The sequence below is a fragment of the Candidatus Devosia phytovorans genome, from assembly GCA_029202405.1.
In the GTDB taxonomy this organism is placed as follows: domain Bacteria; phylum Pseudomonadota; class Alphaproteobacteria; order Rhizobiales; family Devosiaceae; genus Devosia; species Devosia phytovorans.
In genome coordinates this window covers 89,407-112,777 of the sequence record CP119312.1, presented here as the reverse complement: position 1 = coordinate 112,777, position 23,371 = coordinate 89,407, and the positions used below count along the sequence as shown (strand labels likewise).

Below are 23,371 nucleotides of genomic sequence, written 5' to 3'. Positions count from 1 at the left end.
ATTGATGTTATCTGCCAGATCGTTGAGATAGCTTTACAATCAGCCATCGCATTGGAGTGTGTGATTTGCCTAAACGCGTCAGAACCGCCGTATTTCCCGTTGCCGGTCTGGGAACCCGCTTCCTGCCAGCAACCAAGGCCATGCCCAAGGAAATGCTGACGGTCGTCGACCGTCCCCTCATTCAATATGCGGTCGATGAAGCCCGCGAAGCCGGTATCGAACATTTCGTCTTCGTTACGGGCAGAAATAAGGGCGTGATCGAAGATCACTTCGATCGCCAGTTCGAGCTCGAGACCACGCTCGAAACCCGCGGCAAGACCCAGGCGCTCGACGCCCTGCGCAAGGACCTGCCTTCGGCCGGCCGCACCAGCTTCACCCGCCAGCAGGAGCCGCTCGGCCTGGGCCACGCCGTCTGGTGCGCGCGCGATATCGTTGGCGACAATCCCTTCGCCCTGCTCCTGCCCGACATGCTCTTCAAGGGCGAGCCCGGCGTGCTGCGCCAGATGATGGACGCCTATGAAGCCGGCGACGGCGGCAATATCATCGCCGTCGAGGAAGTGCCGGAAGAGGAAGTCTCCGCCTATGGCGTCATCGCCCGCGGCGAAGGCCCCGATACCGGCTTCCAGCTCACCGGCATGGTCGAAAAGCCCAAGCGCGAAGACGCACCGTCAAATCTCATCATCTCGGGCCGCTATATTCTGCAGCCGGAAATCTTCTCGCTGCTGGCCGATCAGCAGCGCGGTGCAGGTGGCGAAATCCAGCTCACCGACTCCATGCAGGCCCTGATGAAGCAGCAGCCCTTCACCGGCGTCAAATACCAGGGCAAGAGCTTCGACTGCGGCTCCAAGACCGGCTTCCTGACCGCCAATGTCGTCTACGCCCTCGACCGCGACGACATCCGCCCCGGCTTCGTCAAGGAACTCCGCAAGCTCGACCTCGACGACCACCTCTGAGCGTAAGTCTGCGCCCTGCGCGCGTGTTTGCCACCATGGCACTCACAAACTCGGTGTCACCCCGGCCTTGAGCCGGGGCCCATCTCGAGATGTCAGCTTCGCCGCGAGGTCACTCATTTCATCACAACCACCGTGCGGTTGCGATCAGATCTTGGGATAGGCCCCAGCTCGAGGCCGGGGTGACATCGTGGGTGTGGCACTTATGTGGACAAGAACACCGCCGCGCTACCTGGCGATGGTTACCCCCATCGTCACCCGATGCGCATCCTGCACCCCATAGCTGGTGCTATCGGAATAATCATAGCCATAGTCGGCTGAAACCGCGGTATGGGCGTTGACCGTGTAGTCGGCGCCCAAGGCAAACCCGTGCCCGGTCTCTTCATTGTCGCTGCCCTCGAAGCGCGCCATATTCCAGTCCGCCAGCGCCCGCAGCGCCAGCCAGGAATTGACCGTATAGCCCACTTCGGCCGTCGCCGTGTGATCCACTCGCACCACGCCGCTCCCTGTTGGCCCGGGCGGCGTCACCGTGGTGGCAAAGCCTGCCGTGAAGCGCCAGGTCGGGTCCGGCGTATAAATCAGCTGCGCATCATAGAGCTGCGTCACCACCTCGCCCAGATCCGCCACATCGAACTTGCGCAGGCCAAGGCCCGCCGAGCCCGTCACCTCGAGCACCTCGTTCCAGCGCCCGGTCACCCCGGCCCGCAGCGTATAGTCAGCCGCATCCATCGACACGCCCAGGCTCGGCGAGTCATTGTCGAACATGTCCCGTCCGACCGTTGCCTGCCCGAACACCTCAAAGATCGGCGTCACCTGGAAGCCGACGCGCAGCCCGCTGTCCAGCGCCCAATAGTCGTCGACCGAATTGTCTCGCACCAGCCCATCGGCATAGGTCGTCGGGCCGTAGGTGGTGCGTTGCGCCCCACCCGTCAGCGACAGGTTGAACTTGCCGAATTCGCGCGTAATCCCGACCGTCCCGCCGCCGCTGACCGTCCGTGACGCTTCCACCACATCGCTGGCCAGCCCCGGCGTTCCAGGCACGGCCCGCGTGACCGAGAGATTGCCGCTGCCAGTGATCCGTGTCGCGCTATCGAGCTGATAGGCTGTGTCCAGCCCCAGTCGCAGCGCCGAAATGTCGATCTCATTGCCCTCGTCGGGCCGCACCACTTCTGCGCTGCCGTCGAAACGCAGCGCCGACCGCGTGCCGGTATGCTCGAGGCTGACGCTGGGCACGAGATAGGTATCGAACCGCTCCCCGTCCGTCCCCTTGGTATAGGTGCCGCGTAGCGCCACCGACCAGTCAACGTCGAGGAAGGGATCATAAGGCTCGCCGCCCGCGCTGCCATCGACCAGCACCGGATCGCCCGGATAGACATCGGGCAACAGCCGCGCATTGTCGGTCTTGGAGCCGTCGCCCAGCGAATGGTCCGAGGCCGCCAGCACCGGGCCGGCAACACAGAGCGCGCATGCCAGCGCCGCCCGTCCCGCCATCTGCCGCCGCCACCACGCCAACGCAACACTCCACAAAAGCAAAAGGACCGCAGCGCGACGCACCCGGCTCGCTGCGATCCTCACAGTTTATGGTTAATGATCCATTTCAAGCGCTTAGCTGACGGCTTCAACTTTCAGCACATTGCCGTCGCTACCCACGATTTTGACTGTGGTGCCCGCTGGCAAGTCGGGCCCCGAGACACGCCAGACCGTATCGCCCAGCACCACCCGGCCAAAACCCTGCGCGATCGCCTGTTCCAGCACGGCCTCATGCCCGGTGAACTGTTCCGCCCGGCGATTGAGCAGCGGCCGGTCCGACCGGTCACCGCGTCCGCGTGTGAACCGCACCCACAGCCCGATCGCCACCAGTGAGAACAGCCCGAAGATCAGCCATTGCGCCGGCCAGCCAATGGCCCAGACCAGCGTGATCAGCCCGGTAATGATCCCGGCAATGCCCATCCACAGCAGGAACCCGCCTGGCACCACCAGTTCCAGCGCCAGCATCACCAGCCCCGCCACCAGCCAGGACCACGGCCCATTGCTGGCAATGAAATCCACCACCTGCATGGCGTGGCGCTCCCCTTAAAGCGAACCAGCCGTCGGCGGACGGCTCGGCCGTGGCGCCGGTGTGGCAGGCGAACCGCCACCGAACGTCTCGCGCGCGATCTCGGCAATGCCGCCAATCGAGCCGATGACGCTGGCCGCTTCTACGGGCAGCATCAGCACCTTCTGGTTCGGCGAAGTGGCAATCTTGCCCAGCGCGTCGATGTAATTATTGGCAACAAAATAGTTGATCGCCTGCACGCTGCCCGAAGCAATGGCCTCGCTGACCATCGTGGTCGCCTTGGCTTCGGCTTCCGCCGAACGCTCGCGCGCCTCGGCATCGCGGAAGGCTGCTTCCTTGCGGCCCTCGGCCTCCAGCACCAGCGCCTGCTTTTCGCCCTCGGCCTTGAGGATGGCCGACTGCCGACGACCCTCGGCCTCAAGAATTGCCGCACGCTTCTCGCGCTCGGCCTTCATCTGCCGGCCCATCGAGTCGACGAGGTCTTTCGGCGGGTCGATATCCTTGATCTCGATACGGGTGATCTTGACGCCCCAGGGCGATACCGCCGTATCCACCACCTTGAGCAGGCGATGATTGATCTCGTCGCGGTTCGACAGCAACTCGTCGAGGTCCATCGAACCCATCACCGTACGGATATTGGTCATGGTGAGATTGAGAATGGCATTCTCGAGATTGGAGACCTCATAGGCCGCCGCCGCCGCATCAAGGATCTGGTAGAAGGTCACGCCATTGGCGGTAATCGAGGCGTTGTCGCGGGTGATGACCTCCTGGTGCGGCACGTCGAGCACCTGCTCCATGACGTTGATCTTCTTGCCCACGCCATCGATGAAGGGAACGATCAGGTTGAGGCCTGGCTTCAGTGTGCGCGTATACTTGCCGAACCGCTCGATGGTGAAGTTATAGCCCTGCGGCACCGTCTTGGCGCCGGCAAACAACACCAGCAGCGCCAGAATGCCCAGTACGATCAGCGTAATGCTGAGCCCGTCCAGCGCAAAGCCATTCATCAAATCCATCGCTGATTCTCCCTTCGTCTTCATGCGCGCGACCATATTGTCGACGAGCACTTGGCGCAACGTTGCAGGGATCGGAACGGTTAGCCATTTCGACTCGTTGGAAAGCCAACCGAAACCAGCGCCACGAGCCTGTCAGGGAATCTCCTTGGCTGCTCGTCAGATTGCGCAAAAAGGTGTTCCGCGCCATGGCCGCCAAAGCCGAAACCCTGCTCAAGGAATACAATTCCAAGCGCGACTTCACCAGGACACAGGAACCCTCCGGCAAGGCCGGCGAGGGTGAGGCCGCCTATCGCTTCGTCGTGCAAAAGCATGACGCGACCCGCCTACACTATGATTTCCGCATCGAGCTCGACGGCGTGCTGAAAAGTTGGGCCGTGACCAAGGGCCCTTCCGACAATCCCGAGGACAAGCGCCTCGCCGTTCGCGTTGAAGACCATCCCCTCGACTATGGCTCTTTCGAGGGTACCATCCCCGAAGGCGAATATGGCGGCGGCACCGTCATGCTCTGGGACGAGGGCACCTGGGAACCGATCGGCGATCCCCATGAGGGGCTCGAAGGCGGCGACCTCAAGATGAAGCTCAATGGCCACCGCATGAAGGGCGAATATGTCCTCGTCCACATGAAGGGCCGCGACACCAAACGCAAATCCGGCCCGGCTCGCGAAAACTGGCTGCTCATCAAGCACCGCGACGACTATGCCAAGGACAAGGAAACCCTCGTCACCCGCTTCACCAAGTCCGTTTCGACCGGCCGCGATCTCGATGGCATCGCCAAGGGCCTCAAACCCAAAAAGCAGACCGAGACCAGAGCCGACGCCGTCTGGCATTCCGACAGTGACAAATCCGTCGACAATCCCCTCCCTGCAAAGCGCTCCGGCAAGACTTCCGAGCTGCCCAAATTCCGCCAGCCCCAGCTCGCTACCCTCGTTACCGACGTGCCGGAGGGCAGCGACTGGATCTTCGAGATGAAATATGATGGCTACCGCTGCCAGGCCGCCATCTCAGGCGATCAGGTCCGTCTCTACACCCGCACCGGCAAGGACTGGACCGAGCAATTCGCCGCCATCGTCCCGCCCCTCGCCCGCATCACCAAGGGCACGGCCCTGATCGACGGCGAACTCTGCGCCTTCGACGACAAGGGCCGCACCGACTTCTCGACCCTCAAGGACCACCTGTCCAACGGTGGCCCCCTGGTCTATCTCGCCTTCGACCTGCTCGAACTCGACGGCACGGACCTCACCAAAAAGCCGCTGACCGACCGCAAGGCCAGGCTCGAAAAGCTGCTCGGCAAGATCGAATCCTCCTCGCTCGTGCAATTTTCCGCCCATGTCACCGGCAATGGCCAGAAGGTCTTCGACACCGTCACCCGCCAGGGCCACGAAGGCATCATCGCCAAGGAGGCGTCAGCTCCCTATAGCGGCACCCGCACCCGAAGCTGGCTCAAGATCAAGGGGACGAAACGCCAGGAATTCGTCATCGCCGGCTGGTCCCCCTCGACTAAAAAGAAAACCTTCGCCTCCCTCCTGCTCGGCACCTGGGAAAACGGCAAGCTCACCTATCGCGGCCGCGTCGGCACCGGCTTCACCGCGAACAGCGCGCAGGAGCTGCAACAGCAGCTCGACACCCGCGCCCGCAAGACCAGCCCCTTCGACACCGTGCCCAAGACCATTGCGCGCGGCGCTAGATGGGTTACGCCCGAACTCGTCGCCGAAATCGGCTACACCGAATTCACCCCCGACGGCATTCTTCGCCACCCGTCCTTCCTCGCGCTGCGCGAGGACAAGCCCGCCAAATCCGTCAAAGCCGAAACCCCCGCTTCCCTCACCGACGACGCCGGCATTGCCGCCGCCGAAGCGGCCAGCATCAAGCTCACCAGCCCCGACCGCGTCATCTACCCCGGCCAGGGCGTTACCAAGGCCGACCTCGTCGCCTATTTCGCCGCTGTCGCCGATGCCATGCTGCCCTATGTCGAAAACCGCCCTCTTAGCCTCCTGCGCTGCCCACAGGGCCGCGCCAAATACTGCTTCTTCCAGAAGCACGACACCGGCGGCTTCTCCGATGCCATGAAGAGCCTCCTTATCGCCGAAAAGGACGGTAGCAAGGAGGACTATTTCTATATCGACAGTCTCGCGGGCCTCATCGCCGGCACCCAGATGAACGTCCTCGAATGGCACCTCTGGGGCTCGCGAAACAGCAATGTCGAAAAGCCCGAGCGCATCATTTTCGACATCGATCCAGACGAAGGCCTCGGCTTTTCTGACGTCCGCGATGCCGCCCAAACCATCCGCGAAGCCCTGGCCGAATTCGACCTGGGATCATATCCCCTCGTCAGCGGGGGCAAGGGCGTCCACGTCATCGCCCCACTGCGCCCCAGCGCCGAATGGCCGCTCGTGAAAGCCTTCTGCAAGGGCCTCGCCCAGCACCTCGCCGACAATGAACCTGACCGTTTCGTTGCCACGATGAGCAAGGCCAAGCGCAAGGGCAAGCTTTTCATCGACTATCTGCGCAACGAGCGCGGCTCCACCGCCATTGCCCCCTGGTCCTCCCGCTCCCGCGAAGGCGCTCCCGCCGCCGTCCCCGTCTCATGGGACGAACTGCCCGAGATCAAGGCCGCCAACCAGTTCACCCTGGCCATGGCCGCCACCCGCGCCAAACAGCCCGACCCCTGGAAAGACTATTTCTCCGCCAGCAAGGCCATCACCAAGACCATGGTCGCTAAGCTCGACTAGGGCATCGGCACATTGACCCGCCGATCAATGCTCAGCGTCACCGCAATGACGACAAAGGCGAAAATCACCATGCCCAGCGCCACCACATGCGCCTCGCCCCATTGCAGCCGCTCGACATAATCGTAGAGCGCAATGGCGATCACCTTGGTCTGCCCCGGGATATTTCCCCCGATCATCAGCACCACGCCGAATTCCCCAACCGTATGGGCAAAGGTCATCACCGCGCCGGTAATATAGCCGGGGCGGGCAAGGGGGACCGCCACCCGCCAGAACCGCTGCCAGTCCGAAGCCCCCAGGCTCGTCGCCGCCTCCAGCGCATCATCGCCGATCGCCATGAAGCCATTGCGCAGCGGCTGAACCATGAAGGGCAGCGAATAAAAGAACGACCCGATGATGAGGCCGGTAAACGAAAACGCCAGCGTCCGCCCACCCCAGAGCCCGGCGATCCACCCGCCCGGCCCATAGGGCCCGAGCGCCAGCAGCAGGTAAAACCCCAGCACCGTCGGCGGCAGCACCAGCGGCATGGCCACCACCGCCCCCACCACTTCGCGAAACCGGCTCCTGCTGCGCGCCAGCCACCAGGCAATCGGAGTGCCGAGCAGCAAAAGAATGAGCGTATTGATCCCCGCCAGCGTCAGCGTCAGACTGACCGGCGTCCAGATATCGCCAAGATACATCCTGCTCCTGCCTATTCGACGACGTAACCCGCCGCTTCGATCACGGCCACCGCGGCATCACTCTTGAGGAAGTCCACATAGGCCGACGCCGCCGGACTGGCCTCGCCGGTCTTGAGCAACACCGCATCCTGCCGGATCGGCTCATAAAGATCGGCCGGCACCAGCCACACCGACGACTTGCCCACAACCTGGCTCGCCGCTGTAAAGCCGAGCTCGGCATTGCCGCTTTCGATGAACTGCAGCGTCTGGGTGATGTTTTCGCCCGTCACCAGCTTGTCCGCCACCGCCTCGGTCAGCCCCAACCCATCCAGCGCTTCGGTTGCAGCGCGGCCGTAAGGCGCGGTTTCCGGATCGGCAATGGCAATCTTGTCGAAATCACCGGCCTCGAGCACCGCCTTGCCGTCCGTCAGGTCGAACGACGTCGAATACAGCGCCAGCGCACCAATGGCATAGGTGAACACTGTCCCCTCGACGCCAATCCCGTCGCTCACCGCCTGGCTCGGCCGCACATCGTCGGCCGACAGAAACACCTCGAACGGCGCCCCCTGAGTTGCCTGGGTGTAAAGCTGCCCCGTGGCACCAAAGCTATAGACCACGTCATGGCCGGTCTCGGCCTTGAAGATCGGCGCCAGCTCTTCGGCCACCTTGGTGAAATTGGCCGCCACGGCCACATTGACCGTTTCGGCATGGGCGCCAGTGGAAGCAAGCAGGCCCGTCACGAGGGCCAGGAGGACGCGGTTCATCGAAGGCTCCGATATGTTTTTCGTTTCATATCGGTTGTCGCCCGCCGTTCCAACCCGAAGCAAGCGTTATTTCCGTCCAGACATATCGAACTTCTGCCGCAGCGCCGCGACGTCCCCGGCAATCGCCGCCCGCGTCCTCTCCTGCATCCCCCGATAGTGGTCGAGCACAAGCCGTCCCGCCTCGGTCAACTGCGCCCCGCCCTGCGCCGCTCCACCGCGGCTGGATTCAACCAGGTGAGTGCCAAACCCTTCGTTAAGCGCCTGCACCAGTCCCCAGGCCCGCTTGTAGCTCATGCCCATGGCCTTGCCCGCAGCAGAAATGGACCCGGTCTGATCGATCAACTCAAGCAGGTCAGCCCGACCCGGCCCGATATAGGCCGTCTCGCTCAGCGTGACCCGCAGATGGCTCAGCCCGTCCTCCGGCACCTCGGCCATGGCTAGCCGCGCAGCGCGCTCGCCTCGCGCGCCAGCGCTTCGATCTTGCCCCAGTCGCCAGCCGCGATCGCATCGGCCGGCATGATCCAGCTGCCGCCCACACAGATCACATTGGGCAGACCCAGATAGACCTTGGCCTTGGCCGGATCGATCCCGCCCGTCGGGCAGAAGGTGATATCCGGCAGCGGCGAAGCAAAGGCTTTCAGCACCGGCGCGCCGCCATTGGCCTCGGCGGGGAAAAACTTGAGAAAGCTGTAGCCGCGCTCGGCCGCCGTCATCGCCTCGCTCGGCGTCGCAATACCCGGCAGCAGCGGAATGCCGATATCATCGGCAGCGTCTAGAATACGCGGCGAAATTCCCGGCGACACCATAAAACGGCAACCGGCATCCACTGACTGCTTCATATGCAGCGGCGTCCGCACCGTACCCGAGCCGACGATGGCGCCATTCACCTTGGCCATTTCCTCCATGACTTTCAGCGCGTTCGGCGTGCGCAGCGTCACTTCGAGGATCGGCAAGCCACCCGCCACCAACGCCTCTGCCAGCGGCCGCGCTTGGCTCACGTCATCGAGGATGATGACCGGTACGACCGGCGCTAGCGAGAGAATGGAACGAATGGCGGCTGCGTCTTGCGGCATGGTCGAACCTCGTCGGTAACTGTGCCAGAAGGGTTAGGACCAAGCCCGGTCCGCCGCAAGCCCGTTCACCCCGATGCGACGAAATTATCATCGCCCCAGAGCATAACGCCGGTGATAGGCAAGAAATCCTGTGCCTGGCTTGAACAGCTCTTCCCCCGGCAGATCAAGGCCATGCCGCAACACGTCCACCAACTGCCGGCCCAGCAGATCCGGATGCGGCACCACGATGCGGTAGTCGTCATCGATCGTGATCAGCCCATCGCCAAACGGTCCGCTGAGCGACGACAACATGGGCAGGAAATTGCCGATCGTCAGCTGCCCGCCCTGGTCCAGCGGCTGGATGGCAACGACGTCGAGATCGGGATGCAGATGCAGCACCTGCTTGCCGAACTGTGCGCCGGTGAGCACGCAGCGGTAGCGATAGCCCATCAGGACAATGGCCTGCATATCGGTATAGGCGCCGACCGAATCCGTAGCATTGGCAAAGCCACGTTGGGCCTCTTCGCCCAAGCCGTCATCGTCCCGTCCACCCATCGGCAAGCCCCCTGCCATCGGGGCAATAGCTTAGGGGCAATGCCGGATCATGCAAGCATTTCTACGGATGGACTTGCCGGCTCAACCCTCCGATCCTATCATAAATTGATATTTTCAGGAGCGCCCATCATGCCATCCAGCTATTCCCTCGGCGATCACTACGAGGCCTTCGCCAAAAATCTCGTCGCCTCAGGCCGTTACGCCAGCGTCAGCGAAGTCCTCCGCGACGGCATGCGCCTGATGGAAGAACGCGAAGCCCTGCGTGAGTGGAAATTGAACGAGCTGAAAAAGGCGATCCAGGACGGCATCGACAGTGGCGACGCCGGACCTATGGATGCTGAGGAAATCAAGAGAGAGGGCCGACGCATATTAGCCGAACGAGCCAAGTCAAATGCGGCTTGAGGTCAGGGAAAGCTTTGCAGCCAAACAGGACCGCCAGGACATCTGGCTCTACATCGCAAATGACAGCGTCCGCGCAGCCGACGATATTATCGATTCAATCATCGCCGTCAGTCAACGCGCCGGTGACTATCCAGAGTCTGGACAGCCCAGACCGGAACTGGGCGACGGCATAAGATCGATCCCGCTCGGGAACTACGTCATCTACTATCGGCTGCTTCCCCGAGCGGTGTTTGTCCTGCGTATCTTGCACGCCGCACGTAATGCCAAGGAGGCACTCAAAAATCTCTAGCGTCACTCCGCCAGCAGATACTCCGCCAGCGCCGCCCGATCCTCATCCGTCCACAGCGACGTGGAATCAGTGATCACCTCGCCCATCGGCCCGCCCAGCACGTCGAAATTGGGCGTGAAACCATCCATCAGCGTCTGCGCCAGGCTCGCCTCGTCATAACCGCCGTCCAGCAGCGCCTGTCGCGTGATCGCTGGCGCCCGACCGCCCGTGCCGCCCGGCGAACCGGCCATGGCCTGATCCCATTCCAATGCCCCCAGCGCGTTTCGCGGCGTATGGCAGGCGACGCAATGCGCCGGCCCCAGCGCCAGATACTTGCCGCGGTTATAGCTGTCCGATCGCCCCGCTTCCGGCACGAAGCGTTCCGGCGTGAAGAACAGATTCTTCCAGCCCGCCATGGCAAGGCGGATATTGAAGGGAAAAGGGATCTGGCTTTCCGCGGCCGGCTCGCTCACCGGCTCGGTCGCCATCAGCGCCGCATAGAGATCGACGATCTCCTGGTCGCTCATCAGCGTATAATTCTCATAGGGGAAGGCCGGGTAAAGATGGCCCTGCGGCCCCATGCCATTGCTCATCGCATCGGAAAACTGCGCCACCGTCCAGCTACCGATGCCGGCCTCGGGATCGGAAGTGATATTGGGTGGCACGAAAATCCCGAACTGTGTCTCCAGCCCTGCGCCCCCTGACAGGAAGGCTTTGCCATTGGCCACATCGGTATGGCAGGCGACGCAGCCGCCCAGTCGCATCAGGTAATCGCCGCGCGCCGCGTCGCCCGTAAGGGTCAGGTCACGCGCCGGACCATTGACCGGCTTGAGGAAATACACACCAGCGCCCACAGCCGCCACGGCCAGGACGCCCAGAATCACCAGACCACGCCGCATTGCTCAACCCCTTGCCGCTGTCACGAGCTTGAGCGTTTTCAGCAAAAATGGACACCACTTTTGTGGTTCGAAAGCGCGATCACTCAAAATCTAGAGAGCAGAGCCGAAAGCCACTGGCAACTAACGGAAATGTTAAGGTGCAGTCCGGGATTATTTCCCTAGCACGGCATCGACCTCGGCGCGCGTCGGTGGCTGGCAGCCCTTGCGACCGCAATTGATCCCCGCCACCACCGCGCCGAAGCGCAGCATCTCTTCGAGGCCCGCCGTGTCCAGGCCGGCAAAACCGCCAGCATGAAACGCGCCATGCTCACCCAGCCAGGTCAGTGTACCCGCCATCAGGCTGTCGCCAGCACCGACCGTGTCGACGAAGACCGGCGGCGAATAGATTGCGCTCTTGGCTTCCGCCTCCGACGTAAAGGCCAGCGAGCCCTCTTCGCCCAGTGTCACGATCACCAGCTGGCAATTGGTTCGCGCCAGCAACAGTCTGGCATGCGCTTCGATACTCAGCTTGGGCTCAAGCCAGACGTGATCCTCGTCCGACAGCTTGATCACATGCGCCAGGTCGAGCAGTTGCGACAATTGCAGCCGATAGCTTGCCTCGTCGTCAACCAGCAGCGGCCGCACATTGATATCCATGGTCAAGACTGCGCCACCGGCAATAGCCTTGCGCGCGACTGCCTGCCAGGCCGCCGCATCCGCAGTCTCGATCGGCACGAAACCACCCAGTTGCAGGACTTCGACATCGCCCGGCAGCGCCTCGAGCAGGCTGTCCTGGGTGAAAGCCCGTTCGGCTCCGCGCTCGAACTGATAGCTTGCCTGCATTTTCTCGTTAAAGGTGACGATCGCCTTGGTCGTTGGCGCATCGACGCGCTCCTTGACCAACACATTTACCCCCGCCTCGGCCAACGGCTGGAGCAGCATGTCGCCATAGGAGTCTGTACTGATCGGACACAGGAAGCCTGTCTGATTGCCGAGCTTGGCCAGGGCAATGGCGCAGTTGAACGGAGATCCACCCGCCACCGGCTGCCGCTCGGCCGCCGGGCCGGGCGCTGCTGGCACCAGATCAATCAGGCTCTCGCCACCCACCACGAACATGCAGTCACCTCCCGTTTGTTCGACGGCTCACATACCATCTTTGCCGGACCTGTCACCAGCACCCAGAGCATTTGCCCAACCGGCGGGCACGCGGCGCCATCACAAGTAAATTCTTCCGCACAACTGGCACAAAACCCTGTCTGGACTTGGGTTTTGCGCCGTGTATTGTTGATGCCGACCGGAAGGGGAGATCCGGTCTTTTTGAGGGAGGAATATTCGTTGGATCGTCGCAAGTTCTTTACCAAGGCCAGTGCCGTGGGCGCTGGCGCCGTTGCCGCCACAACCGGCCTGGCCATGCCGGCCATTGCCCAGAGCCAGCCCAAGATTGCCTGGCGCCTGGCCAGCTCGTTCCCGCCCGGTCTCGACACCATTTATGGCGGCGGCGAAACCCTGGCCAAATATGTCAGCGAAGCCTCCGACGGCAATTTCACCATCGACGTCTTTGCCGCCGGCGAACTTGTTCCGGCCTTTGAAGTGGTCGACCCCGTCTCCGAAGGCACGATCGAAATGGCCCATACCGTGGGCTATTATTTCTCCGGCAAGGACGTTGCCTGGGCCGCCATGGCCGCCATTCCCTTTTCGCTCAATGCCCGCGGCATGAGCGCCTGGTACTATTATGGCGGCGGCCTCGACATCACCAATGCCTTCCTCGCCGATTACAACATCGTCGGCTTCCCCTGCGGCAATACCGCGGCCCAGATGGGCGGCTGGTTCCGCAAGGAGATCAATACCGTCGCCGACCTCCAGGGCCTCAAGATGCGCGTCGGCTTCGCCGGCACCATCCTCACCAAGCTCGGCGTCATCCCCCAGACCCTGCCGGGCGGCGAAATCTACAATGCGCTGGAAAAAGGCACGATCGACGCCGCCGAATGGGTTGGCCCCTATGACGACGAAAAGCTCGGCTTCCAGAAGGTCGCGCCCTATTACTACTATCCCGGCTGGTGGGAAGGCGGCCCGACCGTCCACGCGCTGATCAACAAGACCAAGTTCGAAGAACTGCCAGCACAGTACCAGTCGCTGCTGAAAACCGCCTGCCAGGCCACCAGTGCCGACATGCTGGCCAAGTATGATTTCGTCAATCCCACCGCCATCAAGAAGCTCGTCGCCGCCGGCGCCCAGCTCCGCCCCTTCAGCCCGGAAATCATGGAGGCCAGCTTCGAAGCGGCCAATGAAACCTATGCCGAACTGAGCCAATCCAGCCCGCATTTCAAGACCATCTGGGACTCCATCACAGCCTTCCGTAAGGACCACTATCTCTGGAACCAGATCGCCGAACTCAACTACGACGCCTTCATGCAAAGCCAGCAACGCGCGAACAAACTCTGAGAGCTCAGGCTCGAACAATCAGAAACCCCGGGCCAATGGCCCGGGGTTTTTCGTCTCAGAACGCCGGTGGCGGAGGCGTTTCAAAACTCGGCGCCGGCGGTGTTCCAAAACTCGGTGGCGGCGGCGCCGTAAAGCTGGGCGTCGCCACCTCGCCCGCACCGCTCGACGGCAGCACGATCTGGATCGTGTCGAGATCCACATCCACCGGCGCTTCGAGGAAGAACGTCACCAGTTGCGGAAAGGCAATCAGCAGACCCACCAGGATCAGTTGCAACACCAGCCACGGGATCGCTCCCATATAGATGTCCGTCGTCTTGACCTTGTCGCGCGGCACGATGCCCCGCAGGTAGAACAGCGCAAAGCCGAACGGGGGATGCATGAAGCTCGTCTGCATATTGGCGCAGATCATCACCCCGAACCAGACGAGGTTGATCCCCATGCTCTCCGCCACCGGTGCCAGCAGCGGAATGACGATGAAGGCGATCTCGAAGAAGTCGAGAAAGAAGGCCAGGATAAAGACGAAGATATTGACGAAGATCAGGAAGCCCACCACCCCGCCCGGCAGGTTGCTGAGCAATTCCTCGATCCAGTGCCCGCCACCCACGCCCTGGAACACCAGCGTAAACACCCGCGCCCCGAGCAGGATGAACACCACCATCGCCGTGAGCCGCATGGTCGACAGCATCCCGCCCCAGGTCACCGCCCAGCTCAGCCGCCCGTTGATCCAGGCCAGCAGCAGCGCCCCCACCACGCCCATGGCCCCCGCTTCCGTCGGCGTGACGAGACCCAGCAGGATCGTCCCCAGCACGATAAAGATCAGCGCCAGGCTCGGCACCGTGCCGCGGATGATCGTCCGCCACAGCGGCCAGCCCTTGAGCGTCCGCGCCTCGGGCGGCAGCGCCGGTACGTCCTGCGGCCGGATGATGGATAGGATGAACACCCAGCCCATGAACAGCAGCACCTGGACAATGGAAGCCCCGGTCGCCCCGATATACATCTCGCCCGGCGAGCGCTGCAGTTGGTCCGCCAGCACGATCAGCACCAGCGACGGCGGTATCAGCTGTGTGATCGTCCCCGAGGCCGCGATCACCCCCGTCGCATGTCGCACATTATAACCATAGCGCATCATCACCGGCAGCGAGATCAACCCCATGGCAATCACCGACGCCGCCACTGTCCCGGTAATCGCGCCAAGGATCGCCCCGACAATGATCACCGCATAGCTCAAGCCCCCGCGCACCCCGCCGAACAGCTGGCCAAAACCCTCCAGCAGGTCCTCGGCCAGCCCGCTCTTTTCAAGGATCACCCCCATCAGCGTGAAGAACGGGATCGCCAGCAGCAGTTCGTTGCTGAGCACGCCATAGAGTTGATAGGTCAGGTTCCCCAGAAACTGCGGCCCGATCAGCCCCAGCTCGATTGCAGCCAGCCCGCCAAACAGCCCCACCGCCGCCAGCGAAAACGCCGCCGGATAGCCGATCAACAGGAAGATGACGAGGCCGCCAAACAGGATCGGCGCCATATTCTCGCGAATGAGATCGATCATTGCACGGGCTTCTCATAGGCGAATTCGCGGACGTAATTCGTCGTCAGCGCCAGCACGCATTTGACGATCTCGGCCACCCCCTGCAGCATCAGCACGGCAAAGCCCACCGGCAGCATCAGCCGCACCGGCCAGCGCGGCAGCCCCCCTGCGGCATTGGACTGGATATTCTGGTTCCACGCCTGCAGGAACCATGGCCAGGTGAAATAGATCAGCAGGATGCAGAGCGGCATCAGGAAGAACAGCCCGCCCAGCAGGTCAATCCAGGTCCGCGTGCGTTCGCTGACCGCGCCATACAGCAGGTCCACCCGCACATGCTCGTTCATCTTGAGCGTCCAGGCGCCGCCCAGCATCACCATGCCGCCGAACATGTACCAGACGCTCTCCGACAGCACGTTGGAGTAATGCGTATAGATCCACACCATCCCCCCGAACACGCCGCCCCCAATGCTCCGCTCCAGCGAAATCATCGCCGCCACCGAATAGCGGAAAATGGCATTGAAGGCGCTCACCAGCGCCGAGAACAGCACCAGCCACACTGCTATCAGCCCAACCCGTCGACTGATCTCGTCGACAATGCGCGTAAAGCGCAAGGCAATGGACACGCTCGACCCTCCCCGTCGTTTGCATCGCCCTAAGTCATGGCACGTCACAAATCTTTTGCAAATCAAACACTGGAGCGTTTCCAGCAAAAGTGGATACCGGTTTTGCGCTTCGGAAACGCGACCACATAAGACAGAACCGCCCCGAAGAGGAAATTGTGAGCAAGTAGACGGATGAAACCTGCTTGCGCGGTGTTGTTCTCAGTGGAGGCCGCACAGCTGGCCCCGCAACAGGAGGAACTTCCCCATGCAGTTTCCATCGCTTCTCGCCGGTGCCGCCGCGCTGGCCCTTCTCGCCATGCCCGCCCTCGCCGAGGACTATATGGGCGGCGCCGTCAAATCGACCGACATCGGCGGCAAGATGGTGCTCACCGACGCCAATGGCATGACGCTCTATACTTTCGACAAGGACATCAAGGGCGACGGCAAGAGCGTCTGCAACGGCGATTGCGCCGTCAAATGGCCGCCGCTGATGGCCGAAGCCGGTGCCGCCCCCGAAGGCGATTTCACCGTGGTCACCCGCGATGATGGCACCATGATGTGGGCCCATGACGGCTGGCCGCTTTACTATTGGTACGAGGATGTCGCTGCCGGCGATATCAAGGGTGACGGCGTCGGTGGCGTCTGGCATCTTGCCGTTGAATAGGGCGCAGATCAGCCAATAGCGAATAGACGTCTTGGACCAGTTTCTCGACCAGTTGGAAGCCTGCGTACCGGCCTTGCGGCGCTATGCCCGGGCGCTGACGCGCAATATCGACCTGGCCGATGATCTGGTGCAGGACTGTCTCGAACGCGCCATCGCCAGGCGCGGCCTGTTCCGGCCCACCGGCCCGGTCCGCGCCTGGCTCTTCACCATCCTGCTGAACCTGCATCGCAATGCGCGCCGCACCACGCTCCGCCGCGGCACCCAGGTCGACATCGACACCGTCCCGGAGATGGCCACCCCACCGCCCCAGCCCGGGCACATCGCCCTGGCCGAAATGGCCCGCGCCATCGACACCCTGCCGCCCGAGCAGAAGGAAGCCCTGCTGCTGGTTGCCCTCGAGGGCCTGCCCTATCAGGAGGCCGCCGACATCTTGCATATCCCCATCGGCACATTGATGAGCCGCCTCGGCCGCGCCCGCGCCGCCCTGCGGCTGGCCACCGGCACGCCATCCGAACCGCACCTGAGGACCGTCAAATGACGCCGATCACCCGCGACATGTTGATGGCCTTTGCCGACGGGCAATTATCCGAGCCCGACCGCCTCGCCGTGCAGGCGCATCTGGCCTCCAATGCCGACGCCGCTGCCGAAGTCGCGCTCATCCAGCGCCAGAACCTTGCGATAGAAACCCTCTTCGCCCCCGCCGGCGCCGAGCCGGTTCCCGCGCGCCTCAAGCCCACCCGGCTGGCTGAAGTCCACAAGTCGCGCCGCTGGCAGACGCTGCAGCGCGCCGCCATGATCACCCTGCTCCTTGCGGCCGGCATGGCCGCCGGCTGGCTGCTGCGCCCCACCACCCAGCCCGGCCCGCTCTATGATCGCCTGATCGCCGACGCCGTCAGCGCCCACACCGTCTATGTCGCCGAAAACCGCCATGCGGTGGAGGTCGCCGGCACCGACGCTGAACATCTGAGCTCCTGGCTCTCCAACCGCCTCGCCACCAATCTCCCCATGCCCGACCTCACGGCCCAGGGCCTCACCTTCATGGGTGGCCGCCTCCTCCCCGCCCCCGCCATTCCGGGCGGCCGCGCCGCCCAGCTCATGTATGAAGATGTCGGCGGCGAGCGCCTCACGCTCTACATCACACCCTCACAAGGCGTGGATGGTCCCGACTACGAAAGCGTCAACTTCGGCGCCGACACGGCTCTCTACTGGGCCAATCCCCTCATCACCTGCACCATCGTCGGCAACGAACAACCCGAAACTTTCCAGGCCATTGCCAACACGGTCTTCGCCCAGTTGAGCCCTGGCCCGGCATCGGAACGGGTTTATCGAGGCTAGGGCAACTAGATCCAATGCCTGGCGACGTCGTCATAGAGGTCGCGCCATTCGGGATTGAAGTCGGCGACCAATTGATCTTTCCAGGCGCGGCGCCACTTCTTGATCTGCTTTTCTCTCTGAATTGCAGAAAGCGCTGTCAGGTGTTGCTCGTACCAGACAAGATCATGCACCTTGTAACGCCGTGAAAAGCCGTCGACGAGATCATTGCGATGGACGAAGGTGCGGCCAATGAGATTGCTCGTCACGCCGGTATAGACCACGTTGCGATGCTTGTTCGTCAGGATGTAGACGAAGAATTTCTTCAACGACCATTCCCCAACAGCCGCCCGGTGACCACCTAACCTACATTACTTCCGCCGCTACAGCAGGTCATTCCACTCAACCCACCGCGTCATTCCCGCGAAAGCGGGAATCTCCCTATGGCCCGGGCACGATCCAGGGGGATTCCCGCTTTCGCGGGAATGACGACCCAGGATTAAGCTAGCTTCGGCGCATTCCGCACCGGAATGTCATTCGAATAAATATTATGCAGCCCGACATTGAGAATGTCCCGCTCGCCACACAGCGCCATCGTCGTGTCCAGCTCTTTCCGGATAATCTCCAGCACGCGCGTCACACCCGCCTCGCCACCGGCGCCCAGCCCATAAAGCATCGGCCGGCCGATGAACGTCCCCTTGGCGCCATAGGCCAGCGCCTTGACCACATCCTGTCCCGAGCGGATGCCGCTATCGAGATAGACCTCGGTTCTGTTGCCGACCCGATCGACGATTTCCGGCAGCACGCGAATGGTCGACGGCGCGCCATCGAGCTGGCGACCGCCATGGTTGGACACGACGATCGCATCCGCCCCATTGTCCACCGCCGCCTGCGCATCATCGGGGTCGAGCACGCCCTTGACGATCACCGGCCCGCCGAACCTCTCCTTGATCCACTTCACATCCGCCCAGTTGAGCGTCGGATCGAACTGGCTGGCCGTCCACGACGACAGCGACGCCAGGTCGTGATCACCGCTCACATGGCCTACGATATTGCGGAACGTATGCCGCTTGGTGCCCAGCATGCGCGCGCACCAGATCGGATGCTGCATCATCTGCCAGACGGAATAGGCATTGAACTTGGGCGGCGTCGACAGCCCGTTGTGGATGTCCTTGTGCCGCTGCCCCAGGATCTGCAGATCCATGGTCAGCACCAGCGCCGAGCACTTAGCCGCCTTCGCCCGGTCGATCAGCCGGTTGATGAAGTCGCGATCGCGCATCACATAGAGCTGGAACCAGAACGGCGCCGTCGTATTCTCGGCGATATCCTCGATCGAGCAGACGCTCATCGTCGACAGGGCAAAGGGAATGCCGAACTTTTCCCCCGCCTTGGCCGCCTTGATCTCCCCATCGGCCACCTGCATGCCGCCCGTCGCCGCCGGCGCAATCGCCACCGGCATGGTGATCTCCTTGCCCAGCATCTGGGTTTTGAGATTGCGCCCCTCGAGGTTCACCGCCACCTTCTGGTTGAGGCTGATCTTTTCGAAGTCGCTCTCATTGGCCCGATAGGTCCCCTCGGTATAGGATCCGCTATCGGCATACTCGAAGAACATCTTGGGCACCGACCGCCGCGCCCTGCGCTTCATTTCATCAACGGTCAAAATCTTGTCGAGTGCAGCCATGGCGCAGGAAACTCCGAAATTTCCCCTGCCCTAGCAACTAACATGTTAGTCTTCAAGCCGACCGCAGGCAAAATCGCTCCAGCGGAGCGATTTTAGGCTTGAAGGCCATGAGGGCTATGCCCGAATGGCCCAGACGCTCCACCCACTCGATCTCAACCCTCTCCCCTTGAGGGAGAGGGACAGCTTTTCTGCGTTCAGCAGAAAAGCAGGATGAGGGGTTCTGAGCGTTCCGTAGGCCGCGCCCATGCGGGTGTTCACAACCACCTCCACACCCCCGATGTCACCCCGGCCTTGAGCCGGGACCCATCCTGAGATGCCGGCGCAGCCGCCAGGTAGTCAGTGAAATCACCGCCACCTTGCGGCTGCAGCGCGACCTCGGGATGGGTCCCGGCTCAAGGCCGGGGTGACACCGGGTGTTGGGAAGCACCTACCCCACCAGCTCCGCCTTGAACTGATATCGCCCACTCGCCCCCGGCCCCAGCACCTCCGTATACGGCCGCTCCTCGAGCGCATCCGTCCCGCCCGCCTCCGCCGCCATCCCCCGCCAGGGCTCCAGACACACAAACGGCGCTCCAGCCTTCGACCAGATGGCAAAGTTCGGCAGGTTGTCCCAGGTGAAATGCACCGCCTTGTCCTTGGCCGCATAGGTCACGCCCGCGCCGGCTCCTTCGGGGAAGATCATCGCATCGGCATCGAACAGGTGATGTTTTAGCGTCAGCGCCCCATTGCTGAAGGGCGACGGCAGCTTGTGCGTCCCCAGCAACCCGCCCGACAGCCGCTGCAGCTCCGGCTCACCGCCATCATCCAGGATCACGCTATGATCCAGCCCCTCGCAGCCCGGCAGCGGCCAGACGAAGGCCGGATGAAAACCGATCCCGAATGGCATCGGCCGGTCATCGGCATTGGTTATCTCCGCCGTCACCTTCACCGCACGCCCCTCGACGCGATGCTCCAAAGCCAGCACGAAATCGAAGGGAAAGATTGCCCGCGTCGCCGGGCTCGACCGCAGTTCGAACCGGCAAAAATCGGGACCGCTGTTCATCAGCTCGAATTCATTGCGCCGGGCGAAGCCATGCTGCCCCATCGGATAGCGCGTTCCCGCGATGCTGACATGATCCTCAGGCGCCTTGCCGACGATCGGGAACAGCACCGGCGAGCGTCCGCCCCAGAAGGCTGCATCGCCATCCCATAGCCAGTTCTGGCCATCACTGGTGACCAGCGACTGCATCTCCGCGCCGAGCGATGACACCTCCACGCTCAAATCCTCATTGCCGATGCGGATCAATGCCATGCGTCAGTCTCCCGTCCTGCCTATTGCCCTACCCTCGCCGATCCGCCATGAACCGGCAATGCTTTCGTCCCTGCCGCCGCTACCGATCGACGACGCCCTGCCCCAGTTGCGTGCTGCGCTGGAGGCCGGGCCCTATGCCGTCCTCGTCGCCCCGCCCGGCGCCGGCAAGACCACGCGCGTCCCCCTTGCCCTGCTCGATGCACCCTGGCGGGGCGACCGGCGCATCATAGTGCTCGAACCGCGCCGCCTCGCCGCCCGCGCCGCCGCCGGCCAGATGGCGCGCCTGCTCGGCGAAAATGTCGGCGACACCGTCGGCTATCGCGTGCGCATGGACAGTAAAATTTCCAGCCGCACCCGCGTCGAGATCGTCACCGAAGGTGTCTTCACCCGCATGCTGCTCGATGATCCCGAACTAACCGGCATCGCCGCCGTGCTCTTCGACGAATTCCACGAGCGCAGCCTCGATGGCGACCTCGGCCTTGCCCTGGCGCTCGACGCCGCCGCCCTCCGGCCAGATCTGCGCGTCCTCGTCATGTCCGCCACCATCGACGGCGCCCGCGTCGCCCGCCTGCTGCAGGATGCCCCGGTCGTGGAAAGCCTCGGTCGCGCCTTCCCGGTCGAAACCATCCACCGCGAACCCGACGCGCTGCAGCGCCTCGAGGACCAGGTCACGTCCGCCGTTCTTTCCGCGCTGCGCGAGCACGACGGCTCCGCTTTGGTCTTCCTCCCCGGCCAGGGCGAAATCACCCGCGTCGCCGAACGCCTCGCCTCCCGCGTCGCCACCAATGTCGATATCGCCCCGCTCTATGGCCAACTCACCCCCGCCGAGCAGGACCGCGCCATCCACCCGGCAGAACCCGGCCGTCGCAAGGTGGTCCTCGCCACCTCGATTGCCGAAACCTCGCTGACCATCGACGGGGTCCGCATCGTCATCGACTCCGGCTTCCGCCGCATCCCCGTCTACGAACCCAACACCGGGCTCACCACGCTCGCCACCGCCCGCGTTTCCCGCGCCGGCGCCGACCAGCGCCGTGGCCGCGCCGGCCGCACCAGCCCCGGCATCGCCATTCGCCTGTGGAACGAGGGGCAGACCGCCGCGCTCGAACAATTTGACACCCCCGAGATCCTCGCCGCCGACCTGTCCGGCTTTGCCCTCGACCTCGCCAACTGGGGCGTCACCGATCCCGCAGCGCTCGCGCTGCTCGATCCACCCCCCGCTCCGGCCTGGAACGAGGCGATCACCCTGCTCAAGTCGCTCGATGCGCTCGACGACCATGGCCGCATCACCACCGCGGGCAAAGCCCTCGCCCGGCTCCCCCTCCACCCCCGTCTTGCTCATATGGTGGTCGCCGCCGATGGCGATCCGGACACCGCTGCCGAGCTCGCCGTGCTGGTTACCGAACGGGGTCTGGGTGGCGATGCCGTCGACCTCGCCCATCGTCTCGACCGCTTCCGAACCGACCGTTCGAGGCGTGCCGACGACGCACGTGCCCTCGCAAGACGCTGGAGCAAGCTGGCTGGCGGCCAGTCCACAAGAAGTCGTCCAGCATGCTGGCATCTGGCCCATGCTTTTCCCGACCGCATCGCCCAGGCGGCCGGCGCGCGGGGCAAATTCCGCTTGGCAAATGGCCGCCAGGCCAGCCTCGACGAGGCCGAACCTCTTGCCAGCGCTCAGTATCTTGTTGTGACCGATATGACAGGCGCCGCCGCCAGCAGTCGCATTCGCTCCGCCGTCGCGATTGATCGTACAACTATCGAGGATTTGTATGATCACCAGACAACCGAGACGGAAACCCTCTCCTTCGACGCTCAGTCCGGCAGTGTCCGCGCCAGAAAAACGCGCACTCTCGACGCTTTACGCCTGAGCGACGAGCCGGTCCCCATCACCGATCTGGTCACCGCCGCCGACCTCCTGGCCGAAGCCGCCGCCAGAAACATCAACGCCCTTCCTTGGACCAGGGACCAGAAGGCCCTCCGCGCCCGCTCCACCTACCTGCACCAAACCCTCGGCACCGACTGGCCCGACCTCTCCGACGACGCCTTGGCAGTAAATGCTAAAGCCCTGCTATCGCCTTATATTCTCGGCGAAACAAAGCTCTCCGCCATCACCGCCGCTCATCTCGGCAACGCCCTCGACGCCGTGCTCCCCTGGTCGCAGCGTAAGGAGATCGACCGGCTCTTGCCCAGTCATTTTACAGCGCCATCAGGGAGTTACCTCCCCATCGACTATGCTGCCGAGAATGGTCCCGCTCTCGAAATCCGCGTTCAGGAGCTCTTCGGCCTTGACCGCCACCCCGCCATCGCTGGCGGTAAAGTCCCGCTGCTGCTCATTTTATTGTCGCCAGCCCACCGTCCGATCCAGACCACCCGCGACCTCCCCGGCTTCTGGCGCGGCTCCTGGAAAGACGTCGCGAAGGATCTCAAGGGCCGCTACCCCCGCCACTTCTGGCCCGACGATCCCATCACCGCAGCCGCCACTGCAAGAGCTAAGCCACGCGGCACATGAAAAAGGCCCGGATCGCTCCGGGCCTCTAA

The 23,371-nt window shown here is 63.1% G+C and carries 24 protein-coding genes; 9 read left to right on the top strand and 15 right to left on the bottom strand.

Annotation, left to right across the window (positions count from 1 at the left end):
- Nucleotides 1-65: 65 nt before the first annotated feature.
- Nucleotides 66-953 carry a UTP--glucose-1-phosphate uridylyltransferase GalU gene (gene galU, locus P0Y65_00565; GenBank protein ID WEK04781.1) on the top strand — a complete coding sequence of 296 codons (888 nt, stop codon included), beginning with the start codon at nucleotides 66-68 and terminating at the stop codon, nucleotides 951-953.
- A gap of 225 nt (nucleotides 954-1,178) precedes the next feature.
- On the opposite strand, the gene P0Y65_00560 is transcribed toward galU, so the two are convergent.
- From P0Y65_00560 to P0Y65_00550, 3 genes are all read right to left on the bottom strand, one after another.
- Nucleotides 1,179-2,441 carry an outer membrane beta-barrel protein gene (locus tag P0Y65_00560; GenBank protein WEK04780.1) on the bottom strand — a complete coding sequence of 421 codons (1,263 nt, stop codon included), beginning with the start codon at nucleotides 2,439-2,441 and terminating at the stop codon, nucleotides 1,179-1,181.
- 114 nt (nucleotides 2,442-2,555) lie between these two features.
- Nucleotides 2,556-3,008, bottom strand: a complete 453-nt coding sequence (locus P0Y65_00555) for an NfeD family protein (protein WEK04779.1) — start codon at nucleotides 3,006-3,008, stop codon at nucleotides 2,556-2,558.
- Between the two features lie 15 nt (nucleotides 3,009-3,023).
- A complete protein-coding gene (locus P0Y65_00550) occupies nucleotides 3,024-4,010 on the bottom strand; it encodes an SPFH/Band 7/PHB domain protein (GenBank protein ID WEK06692.1) in 987 nt (328 codons plus the stop codon).
- 194 nt (nucleotides 4,011-4,204) lie between these two features.
- On the opposite strand from P0Y65_00550, the gene ligD reads away from it, so the two are divergent.
- Complete coding sequence (gene ligD, locus P0Y65_00545) at nucleotides 4,205-6,748, top strand: DNA ligase D (GenBank protein ID WEK04778.1); 2,544 nt, start codon at nucleotides 4,205-4,207, stop codon at nucleotides 6,746-6,748.
- On the opposite strand, the gene modB is transcribed toward ligD, so the two are convergent.
- The 5 genes from modB to P0Y65_00520 all read right to left on the bottom strand — a co-directional run bounded on the left by modB (nucleotide 6,745) and on the right by P0Y65_00520 (nucleotide 9,775).
- Nucleotides 6,745-7,425 carry a molybdate ABC transporter permease subunit gene (modB, locus tag P0Y65_00540; GenBank protein WEK04777.1) on the bottom strand — a complete coding sequence of 227 codons (681 nt, stop codon included), beginning with the start codon at nucleotides 7,423-7,425 and terminating at the stop codon, nucleotides 6,745-6,747. The genes ligD and modB overlap by 4 nt on opposite strands.
- Before the next feature lie 11 nt (nucleotides 7,426-7,436).
- A complete protein-coding gene (modA, locus tag P0Y65_00535) occupies nucleotides 7,437-8,168 on the bottom strand; it encodes a molybdate ABC transporter substrate-binding protein (protein WEK04776.1) in 732 nt (243 codons plus the stop codon).
- 66 nt (nucleotides 8,169-8,234) lie between these two features.
- On the bottom strand, nucleotides 8,235-8,603 hold the full coding sequence (locus P0Y65_00530) for a LysR family transcriptional regulator (protein WEK04775.1): 369 nt from the start codon (nucleotides 8,601-8,603) through the stop codon (nucleotides 8,235-8,237).
- Nucleotides 8,604-8,605: 2 nt separating this feature from the next.
- Nucleotides 8,606-9,241 (bottom strand): bifunctional 4-hydroxy-2-oxoglutarate aldolase/2-dehydro-3-deoxy-phosphogluconate aldolase, encoded by a 636-nt coding sequence (eda, locus tag P0Y65_00525; GenBank protein WEK04774.1) that lies wholly within the window; start codon nucleotides 9,239-9,241, stop codon nucleotides 8,606-8,608.
- Between the two features lie 87 nt (nucleotides 9,242-9,328).
- A complete protein-coding gene (locus tag P0Y65_00520) occupies nucleotides 9,329-9,775 on the bottom strand; it encodes a hypothetical protein (GenBank protein ID WEK04773.1) in 447 nt (148 codons plus the stop codon).
- A 129-nt stretch (nucleotides 9,776-9,904) separates the two neighbouring features.
- Here P0Y65_00520 and P0Y65_00515 point away from each other — a divergent pair, with 129 nt between their 5' ends.
- On the top strand, nucleotides 9,905-10,177 hold the full coding sequence (locus tag P0Y65_00515; GenBank protein ID WEK04772.1) for a type II toxin-antitoxin system ParD family antitoxin: 273 nt from the start codon (nucleotides 9,905-9,907) through the stop codon (nucleotides 10,175-10,177).
- Nucleotides 10,167-10,466: a type II toxin-antitoxin system RelE/ParE family toxin gene (locus P0Y65_00510; protein ID WEK04771.1), complete on the top strand. Its 300-nt coding sequence runs from the start codon at nucleotides 10,167-10,169 to the stop codon at nucleotides 10,464-10,466. Before P0Y65_00515 ends, P0Y65_00510 begins: the two co-directional genes overlap by 11 nt.
- A 2-nt stretch (nucleotides 10,467-10,468) precedes the next feature.
- Here the strand turns inward: P0Y65_00510 and P0Y65_00505 are convergent, their stop codons facing one another.
- Both P0Y65_00505 and P0Y65_00500 read right to left on the bottom strand, forming a co-directional pair.
- Nucleotides 10,469-11,344 (bottom strand): cytochrome c, encoded by an 876-nt coding sequence (locus tag P0Y65_00505; GenBank protein WEK04770.1) that lies wholly within the window; start codon nucleotides 11,342-11,344, stop codon nucleotides 10,469-10,471.
- 150 nt (nucleotides 11,345-11,494) lie between these two features.
- Nucleotides 11,495-12,439, bottom strand: a complete 945-nt coding sequence (locus tag P0Y65_00500; protein WEK04769.1) for a carbohydrate kinase — start codon at nucleotides 12,437-12,439, stop codon at nucleotides 11,495-11,497.
- Nucleotides 12,440-12,658: 219 nt separating this feature from the next.
- Between P0Y65_00500 and P0Y65_00495 the strand changes: the two genes are divergently transcribed.
- The gene (locus tag P0Y65_00495; GenBank protein ID WEK04768.1) at nucleotides 12,659-13,765 is read left to right on the top strand and encodes a TRAP transporter substrate-binding protein; all 1,107 of its coding nucleotides are present in this window, start codon (nucleotides 12,659-12,661) and stop codon (nucleotides 13,763-13,765) included.
- A 55-nt stretch (nucleotides 13,766-13,820) separates the two neighbouring features.
- Here the strand turns inward: P0Y65_00495 and P0Y65_00490 are convergent, their stop codons facing one another.
- Together P0Y65_00490 and P0Y65_00485 are read right to left on the bottom strand one after the other, a co-directional pair.
- Nucleotides 13,821-15,308, bottom strand: a complete 1,488-nt coding sequence (locus tag P0Y65_00490) for a TRAP transporter large permease subunit (GenBank protein WEK04767.1) — start codon at nucleotides 15,306-15,308, stop codon at nucleotides 13,821-13,823.
- Nucleotides 15,305-15,910 (bottom strand): TRAP transporter small permease subunit, encoded by a 606-nt coding sequence (locus tag P0Y65_00485; protein WEK04766.1) that lies wholly within the window; start codon nucleotides 15,908-15,910, stop codon nucleotides 15,305-15,307. Before P0Y65_00485 ends, P0Y65_00490 begins: the two co-directional genes overlap by 4 nt.
- Before the next feature lie 244 nt (nucleotides 15,911-16,154).
- Between P0Y65_00485 and P0Y65_00480 the strand changes: the two genes are divergently transcribed.
- The 3 genes from P0Y65_00480 to P0Y65_00470 are packed head-to-tail and all read left to right on the top strand — an operon-like array spanning nucleotide 16,155 to nucleotide 17,888.
- Nucleotides 16,155-16,553, top strand: coding sequence for a hypothetical protein (locus P0Y65_00480; GenBank protein ID WEK04765.1), 399 nt, complete (start codon nucleotides 16,155-16,157; stop codon nucleotides 16,551-16,553).
- Between the two features lie 31 nt (nucleotides 16,554-16,584).
- The gene (locus P0Y65_00475; GenBank protein ID WEK04764.1) at nucleotides 16,585-17,091 is read left to right on the top strand and encodes a sigma-70 family RNA polymerase sigma factor; all 507 of its coding nucleotides are present in this window, start codon (nucleotides 16,585-16,587) and stop codon (nucleotides 17,089-17,091) included.
- Nucleotides 17,088-17,888: an anti-sigma factor gene (locus P0Y65_00470; GenBank protein ID WEK04763.1), complete on the top strand. Its 801-nt coding sequence runs from the start codon at nucleotides 17,088-17,090 to the stop codon at nucleotides 17,886-17,888. Before P0Y65_00475 ends, P0Y65_00470 begins: the two co-directional genes overlap by 4 nt.
- Nucleotides 17,889-17,893: 5 nt before the next feature.
- Here the strand turns inward: P0Y65_00470 and P0Y65_00465 are convergent, their stop codons facing one another.
- From P0Y65_00465 to P0Y65_00455, 3 genes are all read right to left on the bottom strand, one after another.
- Nucleotides 17,894-18,193: a GIY-YIG nuclease family protein gene (locus P0Y65_00465; protein WEK04762.1), complete on the bottom strand. Its 300-nt coding sequence runs from the start codon at nucleotides 18,191-18,193 to the stop codon at nucleotides 17,894-17,896.
- Between the two features lie 170 nt (nucleotides 18,194-18,363).
- On the bottom strand, nucleotides 18,364-19,545 hold the full coding sequence (locus P0Y65_00460) for an alpha-hydroxy acid oxidase (protein ID WEK04761.1): 1,182 nt from the start codon (nucleotides 19,543-19,545) through the stop codon (nucleotides 18,364-18,366).
- 427 nt (nucleotides 19,546-19,972) lie between these two features.
- Entirely contained in the window at nucleotides 19,973-20,836 is an 864-nt protein-coding gene (locus P0Y65_00455; protein WEK04760.1) for an aldose 1-epimerase family protein, read from the bottom strand.
- Between the two features lie 58 nt (nucleotides 20,837-20,894).
- On the opposite strand from P0Y65_00455, the gene hrpB reads away from it, so the two are divergent.
- Nucleotides 20,895-23,342 carry an ATP-dependent helicase HrpB gene (gene hrpB, locus P0Y65_00450; protein ID WEK06691.1) on the top strand — a complete coding sequence of 816 codons (2,448 nt, stop codon included), beginning with the start codon at nucleotides 20,895-20,897 and terminating at the stop codon, nucleotides 23,340-23,342.
- Nucleotides 23,343-23,371: the final 29 nt, after the last annotated feature.